The organism is Streptomyces sp. NPDC005866 (genome assembly GCF_040629895.1).
Lineage (GTDB): Bacteria > Actinomycetota > Actinomycetes > Streptomycetales > Streptomycetaceae > Streptomyces.
Window position 1 is genome coordinate 126,914 of record NZ_JBEXWP010000026.1, and the last position, 14,630, is coordinate 141,543.

Genomic DNA, 14,630 nt, shown 5'->3' on the forward strand with positions numbered 1-14,630 from the left:
GCCATCGATACAGCCCCGCGCCCCTTACAGGGCGCCGCGGTCGCGCCGGCTACTCAGCTGCGGGCCCCGGCTACGCCGCCAGGTCCCGTTCCTCGGACTCCAGGGACGGCCGGGCCTCCGGGACCAGTCCCACCGCCGCTGATCGGCGCCGCACGATCCACCCGGCCCGCGGCGCCCCCTCGACCGCCTTCATCATCGGCGTCAGCAAAGCCGTGGCGAGCGGAGACAGCAGCAGGACGACGGCCGTGCCCAGCGCGAAGCCGCCCACCACATCCGTCGGGTAGTGCACCCCCAGGTACACCCGGCAGAACCCCTCCACCAACGCCAGCCCTATCCCCGCCACCCCGAACTTCCGGTTCGCGACGAACAGCCCGACGCCCAGAGCCATGGTGATCGTCGCGTGGTCGCTCACGAACGAGTAGTCGGTCCTGCCGGAGAGCAGGACGTCGAGCCCCTGGTGGGTGAGGGACGGCCGGGGCCGCTCGACGAAACCGCGGATGGGAACGTTCACGAGGACGGCGATCGCGGCGGCGAGCGGCGTCCACACCAGCGCGGCCATCGTGGCGGCGGCGTCCTCGTCCCCGCGGCGGCGCACGTACCACCAGCACCACACCACCAGCAGCACCATCGCGGCCAGCAGCCCGTACTCCCCGGCGAACTCCACGGCCCGGTCGAACCAGTGCGGTGCGTCCTTGGCGAGGCCGTTGATGTCGTAGAGCAGGTCGACGTCGGGGTTGGATCCGGATTCGGCGAGTACAGCCATCGTATTGCGGCCCCTTCGTCGTCGTTCCGGACGCACCTCGTGTGCGTCGCTCGCTGCCACCCCCGTGGTCGGCTACGTCAACAGGAACGCACGGTCCCCGTCACTACGTTCCACGTTCCACCGAATGATCACGCAGACGTTATCGAAGAGAGACACAAAGCCCCAGCTCAGCGGGTGGGTTATACGCTCCGTTCACACCGTGGTGGGCAGCGCTTTCGCGCCATCCACGGTGACGCGGGTGGCCCCGAAGTAGTCGGCGCCGTCGATGGGGTCGAACCGGATGACCGCCCCGGTGTAGGGCGCGTCGATCATGTACCCGCCGCCTACGTAGATGCCCACGTGGTGGATGGCGCGGGAGTTGGACAGATCGGTGGAGAAGAAGACCAGGTCCCCCGGGAGCAGCTCGTTGCGCGAGGGGTGCGGACCGGCGTTGTACTGGTCGTTGGCGACGCGCGGCAGCGTGATTCCCACGCTCGCGTACGCCGCCTTCGTCAGCCCCGAGCAGTCGAACCGGCCACCCTCCTGAGCTGTGCCGTTGCCGCCCCAGAGGTAGGGGGTGCCGAGCTTGCCCTGGGCGTACCCGATGGCGCCGGCCGCCTGCTTGGTCGGGGAGAGCCGGCTGACGGGCGCGGCGAAGCTGTCCTCGAGAGTGGTGATCGTCTTGACGTAGTTCCGGGTCTCCTTGTAGGGCGGCACACCCTTGTACTTGATGACCGCGTACGCCCCCGCGTTGTAGGCGGCGAGCATGTTCTCGGAGATGTCGCCGGGGACGTCCTTGACGTAGGAGGCGAGCTGGCAGTCGTAGGAGGCGGCCGACGGAATCGCGTCATTGGGGTCCCAGACGTCGCGGACCCCGTCACCGTTGCCGTCGATTCCGTGGGTGGCCCAGGTTCCCGGGATGAACTGCGCTATCCCCTGCGCGGCCGCCGCGCTCTGCGCCTTCGGGTTGAACCCGCTCTCCTGGTACAGCTGGGCGGCGAGCAGGGCGGGGTTGATGGCGGAGCACAGATTGCCCCACTTCTGCACGAGTGTGGAGTAGGCGGCCGGCACGGCTCCCCTGGCCAGCGCCTTGCTGGCGCCGCCGGCCCCGTTGAGCAGGTTCCCGGCGACGACGTACACGCCGACGACGAGCAGCATGACGAAGCTCAGCCCGAGCCCGACCGCCGCGCCACCGAACACCCATACTTTCCGCACGCCCCAACCCTCCCCCATGTCAGGGCTGTTCAACGCCATTTCGGCCGAGAGTGGCGCTATTTCACAGGAGGACGGCGCACATGACGCCGTCTCAGTCGGCCACGGCGTCCTTGTACAGTTCGGCGGCCTCGGTCCCGAGCACCACGCTGTACGACGTATCAGCGGTCGACCCGCCCTGCTCGTGCCCGCCGAGCACCCCGACCACCTCGTGGCCCCCGTTCACCCAGGGACTGCCGCTCGTGCCCCCCGTGAACTCGGGGCAGTCGATGCGCTGCTGCGTGGCGCTGCGGGCGACGGGCTTGTTGGTGCAACTGACGGGCACGTCACGGGAGTCGGGATACCCGGTGACGGTGACGGCGGTGGCCCCCGTGGCCACGCCGCTGGCGAACCGGTTGGCGCCGGTGACCTCCTCGACCCGCTTGCCGCCCCGCTCGTCCACGTCGGCGAAGGCGACGTCACTGTCCTCGTCCTGCCCCTTCGCCCACCCGTCGGGCAGATACCGCTTCCCCACCTTCCACACCCCGTACGGTGCCCGCCCGTTGCGGTATCCCGGCACGAAGACGAGTCCCGTGGCGCCGTCGTCCCCGTCGACGCAGTGCGCGGCGCTGACGATCAGATCCCGCTGCGGACTGTGCACCACGGAGGCGGTGCAGAAGTGGTTGCCGCTCAGACTGCCGGCCTCGTCGGCGCTGAACAGCGCCCCGACTCTCGCGCTCTCCGCGGTCGCACCGACCACCGCGGTCACCGCGAACGGCCCGGGCCCGTCATCGGCGGCCGCCACGGAGGCCGAGGTGGCGGCGAGCACGACCGCCGCGCCGAGCGCGACGCGGCGTGAGACGGAAGAGATGCGTGAGGTGCGCTTCATCAGGCCCCACTGTGTCCCACAAAGGTGAGAAACGGTGCCCGGCTTCCCTGAGTTTTATCTGTGAACCACGCCCCCGCTACACCCCTCGCAGGTCAGAATGTCGTCGTCATCCCGCCGTCCACCGCGATCGTCTGCCCCATGAACGACGCCGCGTCGCTCGCCAGGAACACCACGATGCCCGCGATCTCGGCCGGGCGGCCCCAGCGGCCCAGTGCCGTGCGCGTCCGCAGCCATCGCTCCCACTCCGGGTCCTCCGCCGGCTCCGCGTTGACGTCCGTCGCGAACGTGCCCGGTGCCACCGAGTTCACCGTCGTGCCGCTCGGGCCCAGGTCGGCCGCCAGTGCCCGGGTCAGGCCGTCGAGGCCCGCCTTAGCCGTGGCGTAGGCGACGTCGCCGATACGGCCGAGTTGGCCGACGACCGACGAGACGTTGATGATGCGGCCCGGGTTGCCGCGCTCGGCCAGGCCTCGGGCGATCGTCTGGCTCAGCGCGTACGCCGAGGTCAGGTGGACGTCGAGCAGGGCGGACAGCTCGTCCGGGGTCATCTCGTGGACCCCGCGCCGGTCGCGGTGGCCGACGTTGTTGACCAGGATGCCGATCGCGCCGAGGGCGGTCACCGTCTCCGCGGCGGCCTCGCGGTCGGTGACGTCGAAGGCGGCATCCGTCACGTGCAGACCGGCCTCGCGCAGGCGCCCGGCCGCCGCCTCCAGCGTCTGCGCGTCCCGCCCGTTGAGGATCACCCGCGCACCGGCCCCCGCCAGGCCACGCGCCATCTCCAGGCCCAGCCCCCGCACGGAGCCGGTCACCAGGGCCGTACGTCCGGTGAGGGTGAAGTCCACGGCGTCCATCGCGCCACCTCCCGGAAAGACGTCGCATCCGTCGTGTCCGGTCACCGTATCCGGGGACGACGGCAGGGCCGCCGGGCGTCCAGCACCTGGGCGGTCACACGGCCCCGACCCCGAGTGCCCAGGTCACCCCCGTCAGCTCCTCCGACAGCGTCCACAGCCGGCGCGCCGCCGCCGGGTCGCTCGCCGCCCTGTCGCGGCCGACCAGCGTCGGCGCGCCCCGCCACTCGCCCAGGCCGCCCGGGCCGGTATAGCTCGCGCCCGGCAGATCCTGGGTCGCCGCGTACAGCGTGGGCAGGGCGCCGCCCTTGTCGTCCTGGGCGACGAGCACGTTGCCGAGGCCCATGACCAGCCGGACCACGGGATTGGCGGAGTGGCTCTGCAGGTTGGTGGCCGCCCAGCCGGGGTGGGCCGAGAGGGCGCGGACGGGGGAGCCGGCCTCGGTGAGACGGCGCTGGAGTTCCAGGGTGAAGAGCAGGTTCGCCAGCTTGGACTGGGCGTAGGCGCGGGTGGGGTTGTATCCGTGGGTCAGGTTGACGTCGTCGAAGTTGATGCGCCGGTCGCCCATGCGGTGCGCGTTGGACGCCAGGGTCACCACCCGGTCCGTCACATGGGGCAGCAGCAGGTTCGTCAGCGCGAAGTGACCGAGATGGTTCGTGCCGAACTGCATCTCGAAGCCGTCCTCGGTACGCCGCTCCGGCAGCATCATCACGCCCGCGTTGTTGATCAGCAGGTCGATCGGGCCCTGCCAGCCGTCGGCGAACGCCCGCACCGAGGCGAGGTCGGCCAGATCGAGGCGGCGCACCTCCGTGCTGCCGGACACCTTCGCCGCGGCCGCGCGGCCCCGCTCGGGGTCCCGTACGGCGAACACCACGTGCGCGCCCGCGCCGGCCAGCGCCTGTGCCGCCCGGAAGCCGATGCCGCTGTTGGCGCCGGTGATCACGGCCGTACGGCCGGACAGGTCGGGTAGATCGGAAACATTCCATTTGCCAGGGTTCTCAGTCATGCCCGCCAATGTAGACGTCGGCAACAATGGTGTCAACGACAACAATGGTGTCGATGACTACAAAGCTGATGGTGACTACATCGGGTTACGATGGCCCGCATGTCGCCAAGCCGCCCCTACCACCACGGAGACCTGCGCGCCGCCCTGCTCAGCAGCGCCGAGCGCACACTGCGCGAGAAGGGCGCCGCCGCCCTGTCCCTGCGCGAACTGGCCCGCGACATCGGCGTCAGCCACGCGGCTCCCGGCCGGCACTTCAAGGACAAGCAGGCACTGCTGGACGCGCTCGCGCTCAGCGGATTCGACCGGCTGAACCAGACCCTGATCTCGGCCGCCGTGCCCGACGCCCCCCTCGAAACCCGCGTCAGCGCGCTCGCCCGGGCCTATCTCACCTTCACCGTGGAGAACCCCGAGCTGCTGGAGCTGATGTACGCCCGCAAGCACGACCCGGACATCGACAGCCGGCTCGCCGCCGCGGCCGAGCTCTCCATGGGCTCCTTCGTCCAGTTGGTCGCCGACGCACAGCAGCGCGGCGAGGTCGTCGAGGGCGACCCGGAGCGCCTCACCCTGGTCGCCGCGTCCGCCATCCACGGCCTGGCCGCCCTGGTCGCCAACGGCACACTCCCGGAGGACGAGGCCCTGGCCGGGCTGGACACACACGTCCACCTCCTGCTGCACGGCCTCAAGCCCCGCTGACACCGGCTCAGCCATCCGCCTCGACGGCTCGGTACGCCCGATCAACGCACATTGAGACCCCGCCCGGCCACGCCTCAGGTCAACCGCACCCCAACGTCCGGCCATCCGGCGCCCATTGATCAGTAAGCCCTGGCCGCCTTCAGTAACGCCGAATTCAGGATTCCGAAACCCGTCTTGTTTCCGACGGCACCGGCTGGAACACCTACGGCGGCACCAGCGCCTCCTCGCCGATCATCGCCTCGGTCTACGCCCTGGCCGGCACCCCGTCCAGCGGCTCCTGTCCGGCCAAGTGCCCCTACAGCTACGCCGGCACCTCCGCCCTCAACGACGTGACGAGCGGCACCAACGGCTCCTGCTCCACGGCGTACTTCTGCACCGCCAAGTCCGGCTACGACGGCCCGACCGGCTGGGGCACCCCCGAGGGCGTCACGGCGTTCAAGGGCTGAGCACACCTGATCCGCCCTCAGGAAGCCAGCGGGCCCCGGCCGATGCCGGGGCCCACTGGCCGTTTCCATATGAGTACCGTGAGAACATCGTCTCGACCCGTCACCCGGCCAGCCGCCAGAAAACGTGCCAGGTCGTAGAGGGGGTCAACGACGGAACCACACGACAGGTTCCGCTCAGGCCTCATTGCCCGGCGTGACCTGCCGTGATACACAGAGTGACCGTACGGGCCCTTCGTACGAAACCCGCCAATCGATGACGTCAAGTCGACATACTCCGGCGACGTTTTCGGCGAGAATGAGGCGTGACCTCTGCACCCGGCAGGGGCGAACGGAACTACCCACCAGGGGCGGTGACTTACGTGTTCTATGCGGCCGACAAGGGAGACATCAACACCATCATCGGCGGGATCGCTCCGGACTGGGGCCCCTTCGGCAGCCTGGGCAACGAGGCGAAGACGATGATCCAGGTGGTCATGGCCGTCGCCATCCTGCTCTGCCTCGGCATCGCGGTCTGGGGTGCCGCCAAGCAGCGCATCGGCGCCACGGCCCTCCGCGACACCTTCAGTGCCGAGCAGGGCAAGGGCCTCATCATCGCCGGACTGACCGGAGTCTTCATCATCGGCTCACTCGGCACCCTGTTCACCATCGTGTACGGCATGGCCGTCTAGCCACTCTGCACCTCCCTTTCCCCCGCTCCGAGGTTGCGTTTCCCTGATGTCGAGTCACCACACCGCGCCCGCGCGGGAACCAGCACGGCTACCGTCGTACTGCTACGCGTTCCGGTACGACGTGGAGGGGGAGTACGCGGCATGAGCCTCGGAGACGAGCCCGGCTACCCGGAGACGGGCCACACCCGCACCCGCCTGCCCGAGAGCGACCCGTACGGCGGCGCATCCCGCCGCAGCGGCCGCTCCTCCTCCAGAAGCCTGGTCACGGTCGTCGGCGTGGTTGTCCTCCTCATCGCCGCAATCGCCTTCGCGAACAGGGGCGGCGGCGACAGTCCGTCGTCGACCACGGCCGGCGCAAGCGGCAACGGTGGCCGGCCGACGACTTCGTCAACAGCGGCGAGCGGCACCAAGCCGGTGGAGACGAAGAGCAGAGGCGGAATCCCCACCGGGTTCGCGCACAGTGCGCAGGGGGCGCAGAGCGCGGCGGCGAACTACTCGACGGCGCTCGGCTCCGACGGCATGTTCAACACGGCCCAACGGCATGCGATCGTGCAGACCGTCGCCGATCCCACCACCATGAACAGTCAGCAGTCCGGATTCGACTCCGCCTACTCTGCCGACTTCCTCAAGAAGGCCGGCCTCACCACCGAGGGCACCGCGCCCTCCGGCAGCACGTTCGTCAGCCGCACACTGCCGGTCGGCACCAAGGTCACGTCGTACGGCGACAGCGCTGCCACCGTCGAGGTCTGGTGCAACGGCCTGTTCGGCCTCGCGGGCAACGGCTCCACCAACCCCGTGACCAGCAACTGGTTCACCGTCACCATGAAGCTCAACTGGAGCGGTGGCGACTGGAAGGTCCTGGAATCAAGCCAGAAGACCGGCCCCACCCCGGTCACCGGCGACAACCCCGTGTCCGGGTCCGACGAGATCAGCAAGGCGGTCCAGGAGTTCGGAGGGTTCACCTATGCCCGCTAGCCAGCACCGCGCACTCAAGCTCACCGCCCTGGTGGCCGCCGTACAGGCCTCCGTCGTCCTCCTGGCCACCAGCGCCTTCGCGGCCCCCTCGCCGACCGGCTCACCTTCCGCGAGCCCCTCTCCCACGGAGAGCGGCGGCAACTGCGCGGGAATGAGCGGCCCGTCCTTGCAGCTCTGCCAAAGCGGCCCCGGTAACAGTGGTGGCGGCTCCACCACCGACCCCCTCACCTCCACCCTCGACCCCCTCTCCTCCCTGGCCCAGGGCTGTGCCAAGGCCGCCTCCTGGACCGTGGACAAGCTCAGCGAGGCCGTGAAGGCGACCGCGAACGTCGACTTCACCAACCAGAAGTTCCTCCAGCAGTACGCCGTCGTCTTCGCCGCGTCGACGATCCTCACCCTCCTCCTGTGGCTGCTGGCCGTGGCCAAGCGCGCCGTACGCGGAGTCCCCCTCACCACCGCCATCTCCGAAGCCATCGGCTTCCTCTGGCTGACGGTGCTGGCGTCCGCCTTCACGCCCCTCATCCTCTACACCGTCGTATCGGCCACCGACGGCGTCAGCGAGGTCCTCGCGAAGACCACCGGCGACCAGACGGACGCGTTCTTCGGCACCTTCTCCGGCGCCCTCAGCAAGGGCAACGACATCGGCGGCGGCCCGATCATGCTGATCGTCGTCTCCCTGGTCAGCATCCTCGCCGCCGGCGTCCTCTGGCTGGAGCTCGTCATCAGGGCCGCCCTCCTCTATGTCGGCGCCCTCCTCGGCACCGTCGTCTACGCCGGCCTCGTCGACAAGAACCTGTGGAGCCACGTCCGCCGCTGGGCCGGCATCATGATCGCCGTCATCCTCGTCAAGCCGGTCATCGTGATCGTCCTCGGCCTCGCCGGCGCACTGTCCTCCGACGGCGGCCCCGACGCCTTCTCCGCCGTCGTATCCGGCCTCGCCATCATCCTGCTCGCCATCTTCGCCAGCGCGATGATCTACCGCTTCGTCCCCGGCTTCGGCGACGAGATCGCGGCCGGCCGCAGCAACCGCATCATGCAGGGCGCCGAGGGCAAGGCCGCCGCCGTCATCAGCAGCCCCGCCAACCTGGTCGCCCAGGGCATCAGGACGCACAGCGCCCGCGCCGACAACAACGGCGGCGGAGGCTCCGCCCCGGCCTCCTCCGGTCCCCGCCCGTCCAACCCGGCCTCGGGCGGCGTCGCCGCGCACAGCACACGCACCCCGAACGGTGGTGGCGGCGGATCAGTCCCCTCCGCCGCACCCGCGCCCCGCGCGCCCAGCCCGCTGAACACCCCGCACGCCGGCAACACCCGCAACAACAGCTCGGGAGGTGAAGGGCGTTGACGACCGAGTCCCATCTGTCCCACCCGCTCACGCCCCGCCGTACGTATCTGATCGGCCGCGCCCGGCCGAACGCGATCGTCGGCCGGAACCGCGAGTCCGGCGAGATCGTGCTGATCATCGCGGGCGCGTTCCTCGGCATGATGTGCGGGCTCCTCGTCCCCGTCCTGTCCCTGCGGATCGTGCTCCTCATGGGCTTCCCGCTGCTCGCGCTGGCCGCGGTCTACGTGCCGTACAAGCGCCGTACGTTCTACAAGTGGTTCGAGATCAACCGCAGTTACAAGCGCACCCTGCGCAACGGCACGGTCTACCGTTCCGCGGCCGCCGAGGCGGGCACCCGGATCGACGGCCGTGAGGTCGAGATCGGGCCCCCGCCCGGCATCGGCCGTATCGCCTGGCTCGCCGCCCCCTTCGGCCCCGACGAGATCGCCGTACTGCTGCACGCCGACCGCAAGACGGTCACGGCCGCCATCGAGATCGAGGGCCCCGGCGTCGGCCTGCGCGACTCCGAGGACCAGGAAGCCCTCGTCGACCGCTTCGGCACCCTCCTCAAGCACGTGGCCAACGGCGACGGCTTCGTCACCCGCCTGCAGATGCTCGCCCGCACCCTCCCCGCCGACCCCGACGCCCACGCCAAGGACGTCTCCCAGCGCGGCGACGAGAAGGCCCCCGACTGGCTGACCGGCTCCTACGACCAGCTCCAGTCCATGGTCTCCACCAGCAGCGAACAGCACCGCGCATACCTCGTCGCCTGTATGCACTACTCCCGCGAACTGGCCGCCGAGGCCCAGGCGATGGCCCGCGCGGTCCGCCCCCAGGCCGGCCGCAAGCTGGACCGCGACGCCGGTCTCGCCGTCGTCATGGCCCGCGAGCTCACCGACATCTGCTCGCGCCTGCAGGAAGCGGACATCCGGGTCCGCCAGCCCCTCGGCCAGGGCCGTCTCGCCTCCCTCATCCACTCCATGTACGACCCGGACCACCCCATCGACCACATCCAGGCGATGACCCAGCGCAACGCCTGGCCGGCCGAACTGGACGCCATGGAGCCGACGTTCCTCCAGGCGAAGACCCGCGAGTCGAGCACCCGGGAGCCCTGGTGCCACGCCACGGCCTGGGTGAAGGAATGGCCGATGACCCCCGTCGGCGTCAACTTCCTCGCGCCCCTCCTCGTCCACACCCCGGACGTCATCCGCACGGTCGCCGTCACCATGGACCTCGAACCCACCGAGGTCGCCATCGAACGCATGCTCACGGAGAAGACCAACGACGAGGCCGAGGCGTCCCGCGCCGCCAAGATGAACCGGACCGTCGACCCCCGCGACATCGCCGCCCACAACCGCCTCGACCAGCGCGGCGAGGACCTGGCCAGCGGCGCGGCCGGCGTCAACCTGGTCGGCTACATCACCGTCTCCGCCCGCACCCCCGAGGCCCTCAACCGCGACAAACGCACGATAAGGGCGTCCGCCGGAAAGTCGTACCTCAAACTGGAGTGGTGCGACCGTGAGCACCACCGCGCCTTCGTGAACACACTGCCCTTCGCCACCGGAATCCGAAGGTAGAGGCTGATGCGCTGATGAGGGACCCGCTGTCCGTCCTCACCGAAGCCTTCACGTCCTTCCTGTTCGGGAAGATCGAGACGACCCGCTCCCCGGTCCGCACCTCCACGGGCCAGGCCCAGGCCGTCTACCTCCCCACGGCCGCCCCCGGCCTGGGCGACTCGGGCGTGATCATCGGCCGCGAGGTGTACTCCGGCAAGGGCTACATCTACGACCCCTTCCAGCTCTACGGCCAGCAACTCCCCGCCCCGCACTGGCTGGTCCTCGGCGAGTCCGGCAACGGCAAGTCGGCCCTGGAGAAGACGTACGTCCTGCGGCAACTGCGCTTCCGCGACCGCCAGGTCGTCGTCCTGGACGCCCAGGGCGAGGACGGCGTCGGCGAGTGGAACCTCATCGCGGAAGAGCTGGGGATAACACCCATCCGGCTCGACCCGACGGCGGCCCTGAACCACGGCATCCGTCTGAACCCGCTGGACCCGTCCATCACCACCACCGGCCAGCTCGCGCTGCTCCGCACCATCATCGAAGTCGCGATGGGCCACGGCCTCGACGAACGCTCGGGCTTCGCCCTGAAGGTCGCCCACTCGTACGTCAACGAGACGATCCTCGACCGCCAGCCGGTCCTGATGGACATCGTCGAGCAGCTACGACACCCCGAGCCGGAGTCGGCGGAGGCGATGAACGTCGCCATAGACGACGTACGGGCGTGGGGCCTGGACGTCGCCCTGGTCCTGGACCGCCTGGTCGACGGTGACCTACGCGGCATGTTCGACGGCCCGACGACGGTGGGCATCGACCTCGACGCCCCCCTCATCGTCTTCGACCTCTCCCACATCGACCGCAACTCCATCGCCATGCCCATCCTGATGGCGATCGTCGGCGTGTGGCTGGAGCACACCTGGATCCGCCCGGACCGCAAGAAGCGCATCTTCCTCGTGGAAGAGGCCTGGCACATCATCAACAGCCCGTTCGTGGCCCAGCTGTTCCAGCGCCTGCTGAAGTTCGGCCGACGGCTCGGCCTCTCCTTCGTCGCGGTCGTCCACCATCTCTCCGACGTCGTCGACGGCGCGGCGGCGAAGGAAGCGGCGGCGATCCTGAAGATGGCGTCGACACGGACGATCTACGCCCAGAAAGCGGACGAGGCACGAGCCACCGGCCGAGTGCTGGGCCTGCCACGCTGGGCGGTGGAGATCATCCCGACCCTCAGCCCGGGCATCGCCGTCTGGGACGTCAACGGCAATGTCCAAGTGGTCAAACACCTGGTCACCGAGACGGAACGCCCGCTCGTCTTCACGGACCGCGCGATGACCGAGTCGTCCGCCGACCAGCTCGCCGCCGCCGACGACGCCCTGCGCGCCGCCGAGCTGGAGGCGGAGCAGCGCGCTGCGGCCTTCGTGGAGCAGCACCTCGGTGACTCGGAATCGACGGTGGCGTAGGGAGGACCCGATCGTGAGACCGGACCCCCGGCAGGAGCGCGAACAGCACAGCGGCGGCGGCATTCCCGACGGCCTGCTGATCGCCGTACTCGCGTTCCTGCTCGGCATCACGGTACTGGTGTGGACGGCGACGGGCCTGGCGGCCTGGTTCTCCCACGGCTTCTGGCCGTCGACCGTCAACCTGTCCCACACCCCGCCGGCGATGCGCCACCTCATCGGCGAACCGCACGACATCGCGGGCGCCTGGCCGGGCACCCCGGCGGCACAGCTGTCGGGGTGGGGGCTTTTCTGGGGCCTGTTCATCGGCCAGCTGATGGTCCTGCTGGTCCTGACGGTGTTCGTGATGGGGACGGTGGCGAGATGGCGCGCGGGGAGGAAAAGACGGGCTGCGGAGCGGCTCGGGTCTACGACGGCCGCGGTCCCGGAGCCACGCACACAACCGGAGCCGCGAAAGGCACCGACCGTCCCGGAGGCGGCCCTGCCGGAGGCGAGCGTCCCGCTGACTGGGGTCGAGTACACGGGCGGCGCCCACACCCCCGCCCCCGACGGCTTCCACGCGCACGCCCCGGCCAACGGTGAACCGTCGGGCGGGTGGGCGAGAATCCACATCGCCCCCAGGGAAACCCGCCACACCACCGCGACGCAAGCCGTACAGGACGCAGCCGGCCCCGCCCTCGTCGTCACCTCGAACCCGGCCCTCTGGTCGGACACCAAGGACGCCCGGGCCAAACTCGGCCCTGTCCTCCTCTACGACCCGAACCACCTCTGCGACACCCCGGCCCGCTTCCACTGGTCCCCCACGGCCCACTGCGAGGACAAGCAGACAGCGGCCCTGTGCGCCCAGGCACTCCTCACCCCCGTGAAACCCGCCGCCAAGATCGACCAGGCGGTCACCGACACGGCCGAAACGCTCCTGCGCAGCTACCTCCACGCAGCCGCCGTGGAGAACCGCACGATCCGCCATGTCCACCGCTGGGCGCAGGGCACGGGCGTCCAGGACGCCGTAAGGACCCTCCGTACCCACCCGAAGGCCGCCTCCGGCGCGGCCGGCGAACTCGAAGCCGCGCTCACCTCCCATCCCGAACGCCGTGACATCGCCCAGGAGTTGACGGCCCGGGCACTCGCCGCCCTCTTCACGGTCAACATCCGCGAGGCCTGCACACCCAACCGATCCGATGCCCTCGCCCTGGATTCCTTCGTGGCCGAAGGGGGCACGCTTTATGTGGTCGGTGAATCCATCGAGGACCCCAGGACCAACCCAGGCGCGATGCCCCTCCTGACGGCCCTTGTCTCCAGCGTGGTCGAGCGCGGCCGGCGCATGGCCGAACGGTCATCCTCCGGTCGGCTCGACCCACCACTGACCCTGGTCCTGGACGACGTGGCGGCCGTGGCCCCGCTCCCCCAGCTCCCCGACCTGCTCGCCACCGGCACCGACCAGGGCCTGCCCACCCTCGCCCTGCTCCGCTCCCACGAACAGGCCCGCTCCCGCTGGCCACACCGGGAACTGCCGGTCTAGGGCCACTCCAGAACGAACTCCACCTCGGTCTCCGCCTCGTCCTTGAAGAACGGCACGAGTACACCGCTCGGCACGAACCCCGCCTTGCGGTACGCCCCCTGGGCCCGCGCGTTCTCCTCGTGCACCAGCAGCCGTACGCGCTCGACGCCCTGTTCCCGGGCCCAAGCCACACCGGCGTCGAACAGCGCCTTGATCAGCCCGCCCCCACGGTGTTCGGGCCGCACATACACGCCGACGACATGCCCCTGGCGCCGAGCGACCGGAGCTCCGGCCCAGTCCGTCGACCCGGCTTCCTCGACAAGCACGGTCAGGCTGCCGGCCCACACCCCGTCCGCGGCTTCGGCGATGAACTGCCGCGCACTGCTCGGCTCCTCGGCCGACCGCGCGGCCCGCTCCTGATAGAAGGAGTCCGGTCGGGCCACGTCCTCCTCGTACGTGTCCAGGAACGCGATGGGCGCCACCGGATCCCGCAGAGATTCGAGCCGAAACCGCTTCACCGCCTCCCACTCATCGGGCCGTATCGCACGAACAACGTAATCACCGCTGGTCATCGCACTCATACGGTCACGGTAGCCGCCACCAACCGCCCCGTTCACCTCATTTACGACGCTCGCACAAGGCCCCGTTGTCAGTGCCTCCGCCTACCGTGGACGCCATGACGACTCTCCAGAACCGCCCGAACACCGCCCTGCTGATCGTGGATGTGCAGAACGGGGTGGTGGACAGCTCCCACAACCGCGACGAGGTCATCGCCAACATCAACACCCTGATCACCAAGGCCCGTTCCGAGGCGGTCCCGGTGATCTGGATCCAGCACTCCAGCAACGAGCTGAAGCCGGACAGCGCTCCTTGGCAGTACGTCCCGGAACTGACCCGCGAGGAAGCCACCGAGCCCCTCGTCCACAAGCGCTACGGTGACTCCTTCGAGGACACCGAGCTGGAGTCCGTTCTGGCCGGACACGGCGTGGGCCGCGTGGTCGTCACCGGCGCCCAGACCGACGCCTGCATCCGCTCCACGCTGCACGGCGCGATGGTCCGCGGTTACGACGCCACGCTGGTCGGCGACGCCCACACCACGGAGGACCTCACCGCTTACGGCGCGCCGGCCCCGGAACAGGTCATCGCGCACACGAACCTCTACTGGCAGTGGCAGGAGGCCCCCGGCCGAAAGAGCGGCACGGTCGACACAGCGGACGTGACGTTCTAGCCGGACAATGCCCGTAAACAGCCCTTAACGCAGAAAGGCCCACGCCGTCATGGCGTGGGCCTTTCCCAATGTTTGTTCGGCGGTGTCCTACTCTCCCACAGGGTCCCCCCTGCAGTACCAT

14 protein-coding genes and 1 pseudogene are annotated in these 14,630 nt (G+C 69.8%); 9 read left to right on the top strand and 6 right to left on the bottom strand.

Annotated elements, in window-relative coordinates:
• Window positions 1–70 precede the first annotated feature (70 nt).
• The 5 genes from ABZ396_RS31945 to ABZ396_RS31965 all read right to left on the bottom strand — a co-directional run bounded on the left by ABZ396_RS31945 (window position 71) and on the right by ABZ396_RS31965 (window position 4,673).
• Window positions 71–763, bottom strand: a complete 693-nt coding sequence (locus tag ABZ396_RS31945; RefSeq protein ID WP_358918521.1) for a phosphatase PAP2 family protein — start codon at window positions 761–763, stop codon at window positions 71–73.
• A gap of 192 nt (window positions 764–955) precedes the next feature.
• Window positions 956–1,975, bottom strand: a complete 1,020-nt coding sequence (locus ABZ396_RS31950) for a bifunctional lytic transglycosylase/C40 family peptidase (RefSeq protein WP_358918519.1) — start codon at window positions 1,973–1,975, stop codon at window positions 956–958.
• Between the two features lie 73 nt (window positions 1,976–2,048).
• A complete protein-coding gene (locus tag ABZ396_RS31955; protein WP_358918517.1) occupies window positions 2,049–2,822 on the bottom strand; it encodes a trypsin-like peptidase domain-containing protein in 774 nt (257 codons plus the stop codon).
• 92 nt (window positions 2,823–2,914) lie between these two features.
• Entirely contained in the window at window positions 2,915–3,670 is a 756-nt protein-coding gene (locus ABZ396_RS31960; protein ID WP_358918515.1) for an SDR family oxidoreductase, read from the bottom strand.
• Between the two features lie 94 nt (window positions 3,671–3,764).
• Window positions 3,765–4,673 carry an oxidoreductase gene (locus ABZ396_RS31965; RefSeq protein ID WP_359186493.1) on the bottom strand — a complete coding sequence of 303 codons (909 nt, stop codon included), beginning with the start codon at window positions 4,671–4,673 and terminating at the stop codon, window positions 3,765–3,767.
• A 90-nt stretch (window positions 4,674–4,763) separates the two neighbouring features.
• Here ABZ396_RS31965 and ABZ396_RS31970 point away from each other — a divergent pair, with 90 nt between their 5' ends.
• From ABZ396_RS31970 to ABZ396_RS32005, 8 genes and pseudogenes are all read left to right on the top strand, one after another.
• A complete protein-coding gene (locus tag ABZ396_RS31970; protein WP_358926990.1) occupies window positions 4,764–5,366 on the top strand; it encodes a TetR/AcrR family transcriptional regulator in 603 nt (200 codons plus the stop codon).
• Window positions 5,367–5,548: 182 nt separating this feature from the next.
• Window positions 5,549–5,812, top strand: a pseudogene (locus tag ABZ396_RS31975) (peptidase S8); the annotation flags it as partial.
• Window positions 5,813–6,171: 359 nt separating this feature from the next.
• Window positions 6,172–6,480: a hypothetical protein gene (locus ABZ396_RS31980; RefSeq protein ID WP_351328461.1), complete on the top strand. Its 309-nt coding sequence runs from the start codon at window positions 6,172–6,174 to the stop codon at window positions 6,478–6,480.
• Between the two features lie 141 nt (window positions 6,481–6,621).
• Window positions 6,622–7,455: a hypothetical protein gene (locus ABZ396_RS31985; protein ID WP_358926991.1), complete on the top strand. Its 834-nt coding sequence runs from the start codon at window positions 6,622–6,624 to the stop codon at window positions 7,453–7,455.
• Window positions 7,445–8,797, top strand: coding sequence for a hypothetical protein (locus tag ABZ396_RS31990; RefSeq protein ID WP_358926992.1), 1,353 nt, complete (start codon window positions 7,445–7,447; stop codon window positions 8,795–8,797). The genes ABZ396_RS31985 and ABZ396_RS31990 overlap by 11 nt, the downstream gene beginning before the upstream one ends.
• Window positions 8,794–10,353 (top strand): SCO6880 family protein, encoded by a 1,560-nt coding sequence (locus tag ABZ396_RS31995; protein WP_358926993.1) that lies wholly within the window; start codon window positions 8,794–8,796, stop codon window positions 10,351–10,353. The genes ABZ396_RS31990 and ABZ396_RS31995 overlap by 4 nt, the downstream gene beginning before the upstream one ends.
• Before the next feature lie 14 nt (window positions 10,354–10,367).
• Window positions 10,368–11,786 (top strand): ATP-binding protein, encoded by a 1,419-nt coding sequence (locus ABZ396_RS32000; protein ID WP_358926994.1) that lies wholly within the window; start codon window positions 10,368–10,370, stop codon window positions 11,784–11,786.
• A 13-nt stretch (window positions 11,787–11,799) separates the two neighbouring features.
• Window positions 11,800–13,302, top strand: a complete 1,503-nt coding sequence (locus tag ABZ396_RS32005; RefSeq protein WP_358926995.1) for a type VI secretion protein — start codon at window positions 11,800–11,802, stop codon at window positions 13,300–13,302.
• On the opposite strand, the gene ABZ396_RS32010 is transcribed toward ABZ396_RS32005, so the two are convergent.
• Entirely contained in the window at window positions 13,299–13,853 is a 555-nt protein-coding gene (locus ABZ396_RS32010; protein WP_358926997.1) for a GNAT family N-acetyltransferase, read from the bottom strand. The two genes, ABZ396_RS32005 and ABZ396_RS32010, sit on opposite strands and share 4 nt — an antisense overlap.
• A gap of 104 nt (window positions 13,854–13,957) precedes the next feature.
• Here ABZ396_RS32010 and ABZ396_RS32015 point away from each other — a divergent pair, with 104 nt between their 5' ends.
• Window positions 13,958–14,509 carry an isochorismatase family protein gene (locus tag ABZ396_RS32015; RefSeq protein WP_358926996.1) on the top strand — a complete coding sequence of 184 codons (552 nt, stop codon included), beginning with the start codon at window positions 13,958–13,960 and terminating at the stop codon, window positions 14,507–14,509.
• Window positions 14,510–14,630 lie beyond the last annotated feature (121 nt).

What these genes read in the sequence shown, in the direction of transcription:
- ABZ396_RS31945 (WP_358918521.1), bottom strand. Translation starts at nt 763, where the DNA reads ATGGCTGTACTCGCCGAATCCGGATCCAACCCCGACGTCGACCTGCTC.
- ABZ396_RS31950 (WP_358918519.1), bottom strand. Translation starts at nt 1,975, where the DNA reads ATGGGGGAGGGTTGGGGCGTGCGGAAAGTATGGGTGTTCGGTGGCGCG.
- ABZ396_RS31955 (WP_358918517.1), bottom strand. Translation starts at nt 2,822, where the DNA reads ATGAAGCGCACCTCACGCATCTCTTCCGTCTCACGCCGCGTCGCGCTC.
- ABZ396_RS31960 (WP_358918515.1), bottom strand. Translation starts at nt 3,670, where the DNA reads ATGGACGCCGTGGACTTCACCCTCACCGGACGTACGGCCCTGGTGACC.
- ABZ396_RS31965 (WP_359186493.1), bottom strand. Translation starts at nt 4,673, where the DNA reads ATGACTGAGAACCCTGGCAAATGGAATGTTTCCGATCTACCCGACCTG.
- ABZ396_RS31970 (WP_358926990.1), top strand. Translation starts at nt 4,764, where the DNA reads ATGGCCCGCATGTCGCCAAGCCGCCCCTACCACCACGGAGACCTGCGC.
- ABZ396_RS31985 (WP_358926991.1), top strand. Translation starts at nt 6,622, where the DNA reads ATGAGCCTCGGAGACGAGCCCGGCTACCCGGAGACGGGCCACACCCGC.
- ABZ396_RS31990 (WP_358926992.1), top strand. Translation starts at nt 7,445, where the DNA reads ATGCCCGCTAGCCAGCACCGCGCACTCAAGCTCACCGCCCTGGTGGCC.
- ABZ396_RS32000 (WP_358926994.1), top strand. Translation starts at nt 10,368, where the DNA reads ATGAGGGACCCGCTGTCCGTCCTCACCGAAGCCTTCACGTCCTTCCTG.
- ABZ396_RS32010 (WP_358926997.1), bottom strand. Translation starts at nt 13,853, where the DNA reads ATGACCAGCGGTGATTACGTTGTTCGTGCGATACGGCCCGATGAGTGG.
- ABZ396_RS32015 (WP_358926996.1), top strand. Translation starts at nt 13,958, where the DNA reads ATGACGACTCTCCAGAACCGCCCGAACACCGCCCTGCTGATCGTGGAT.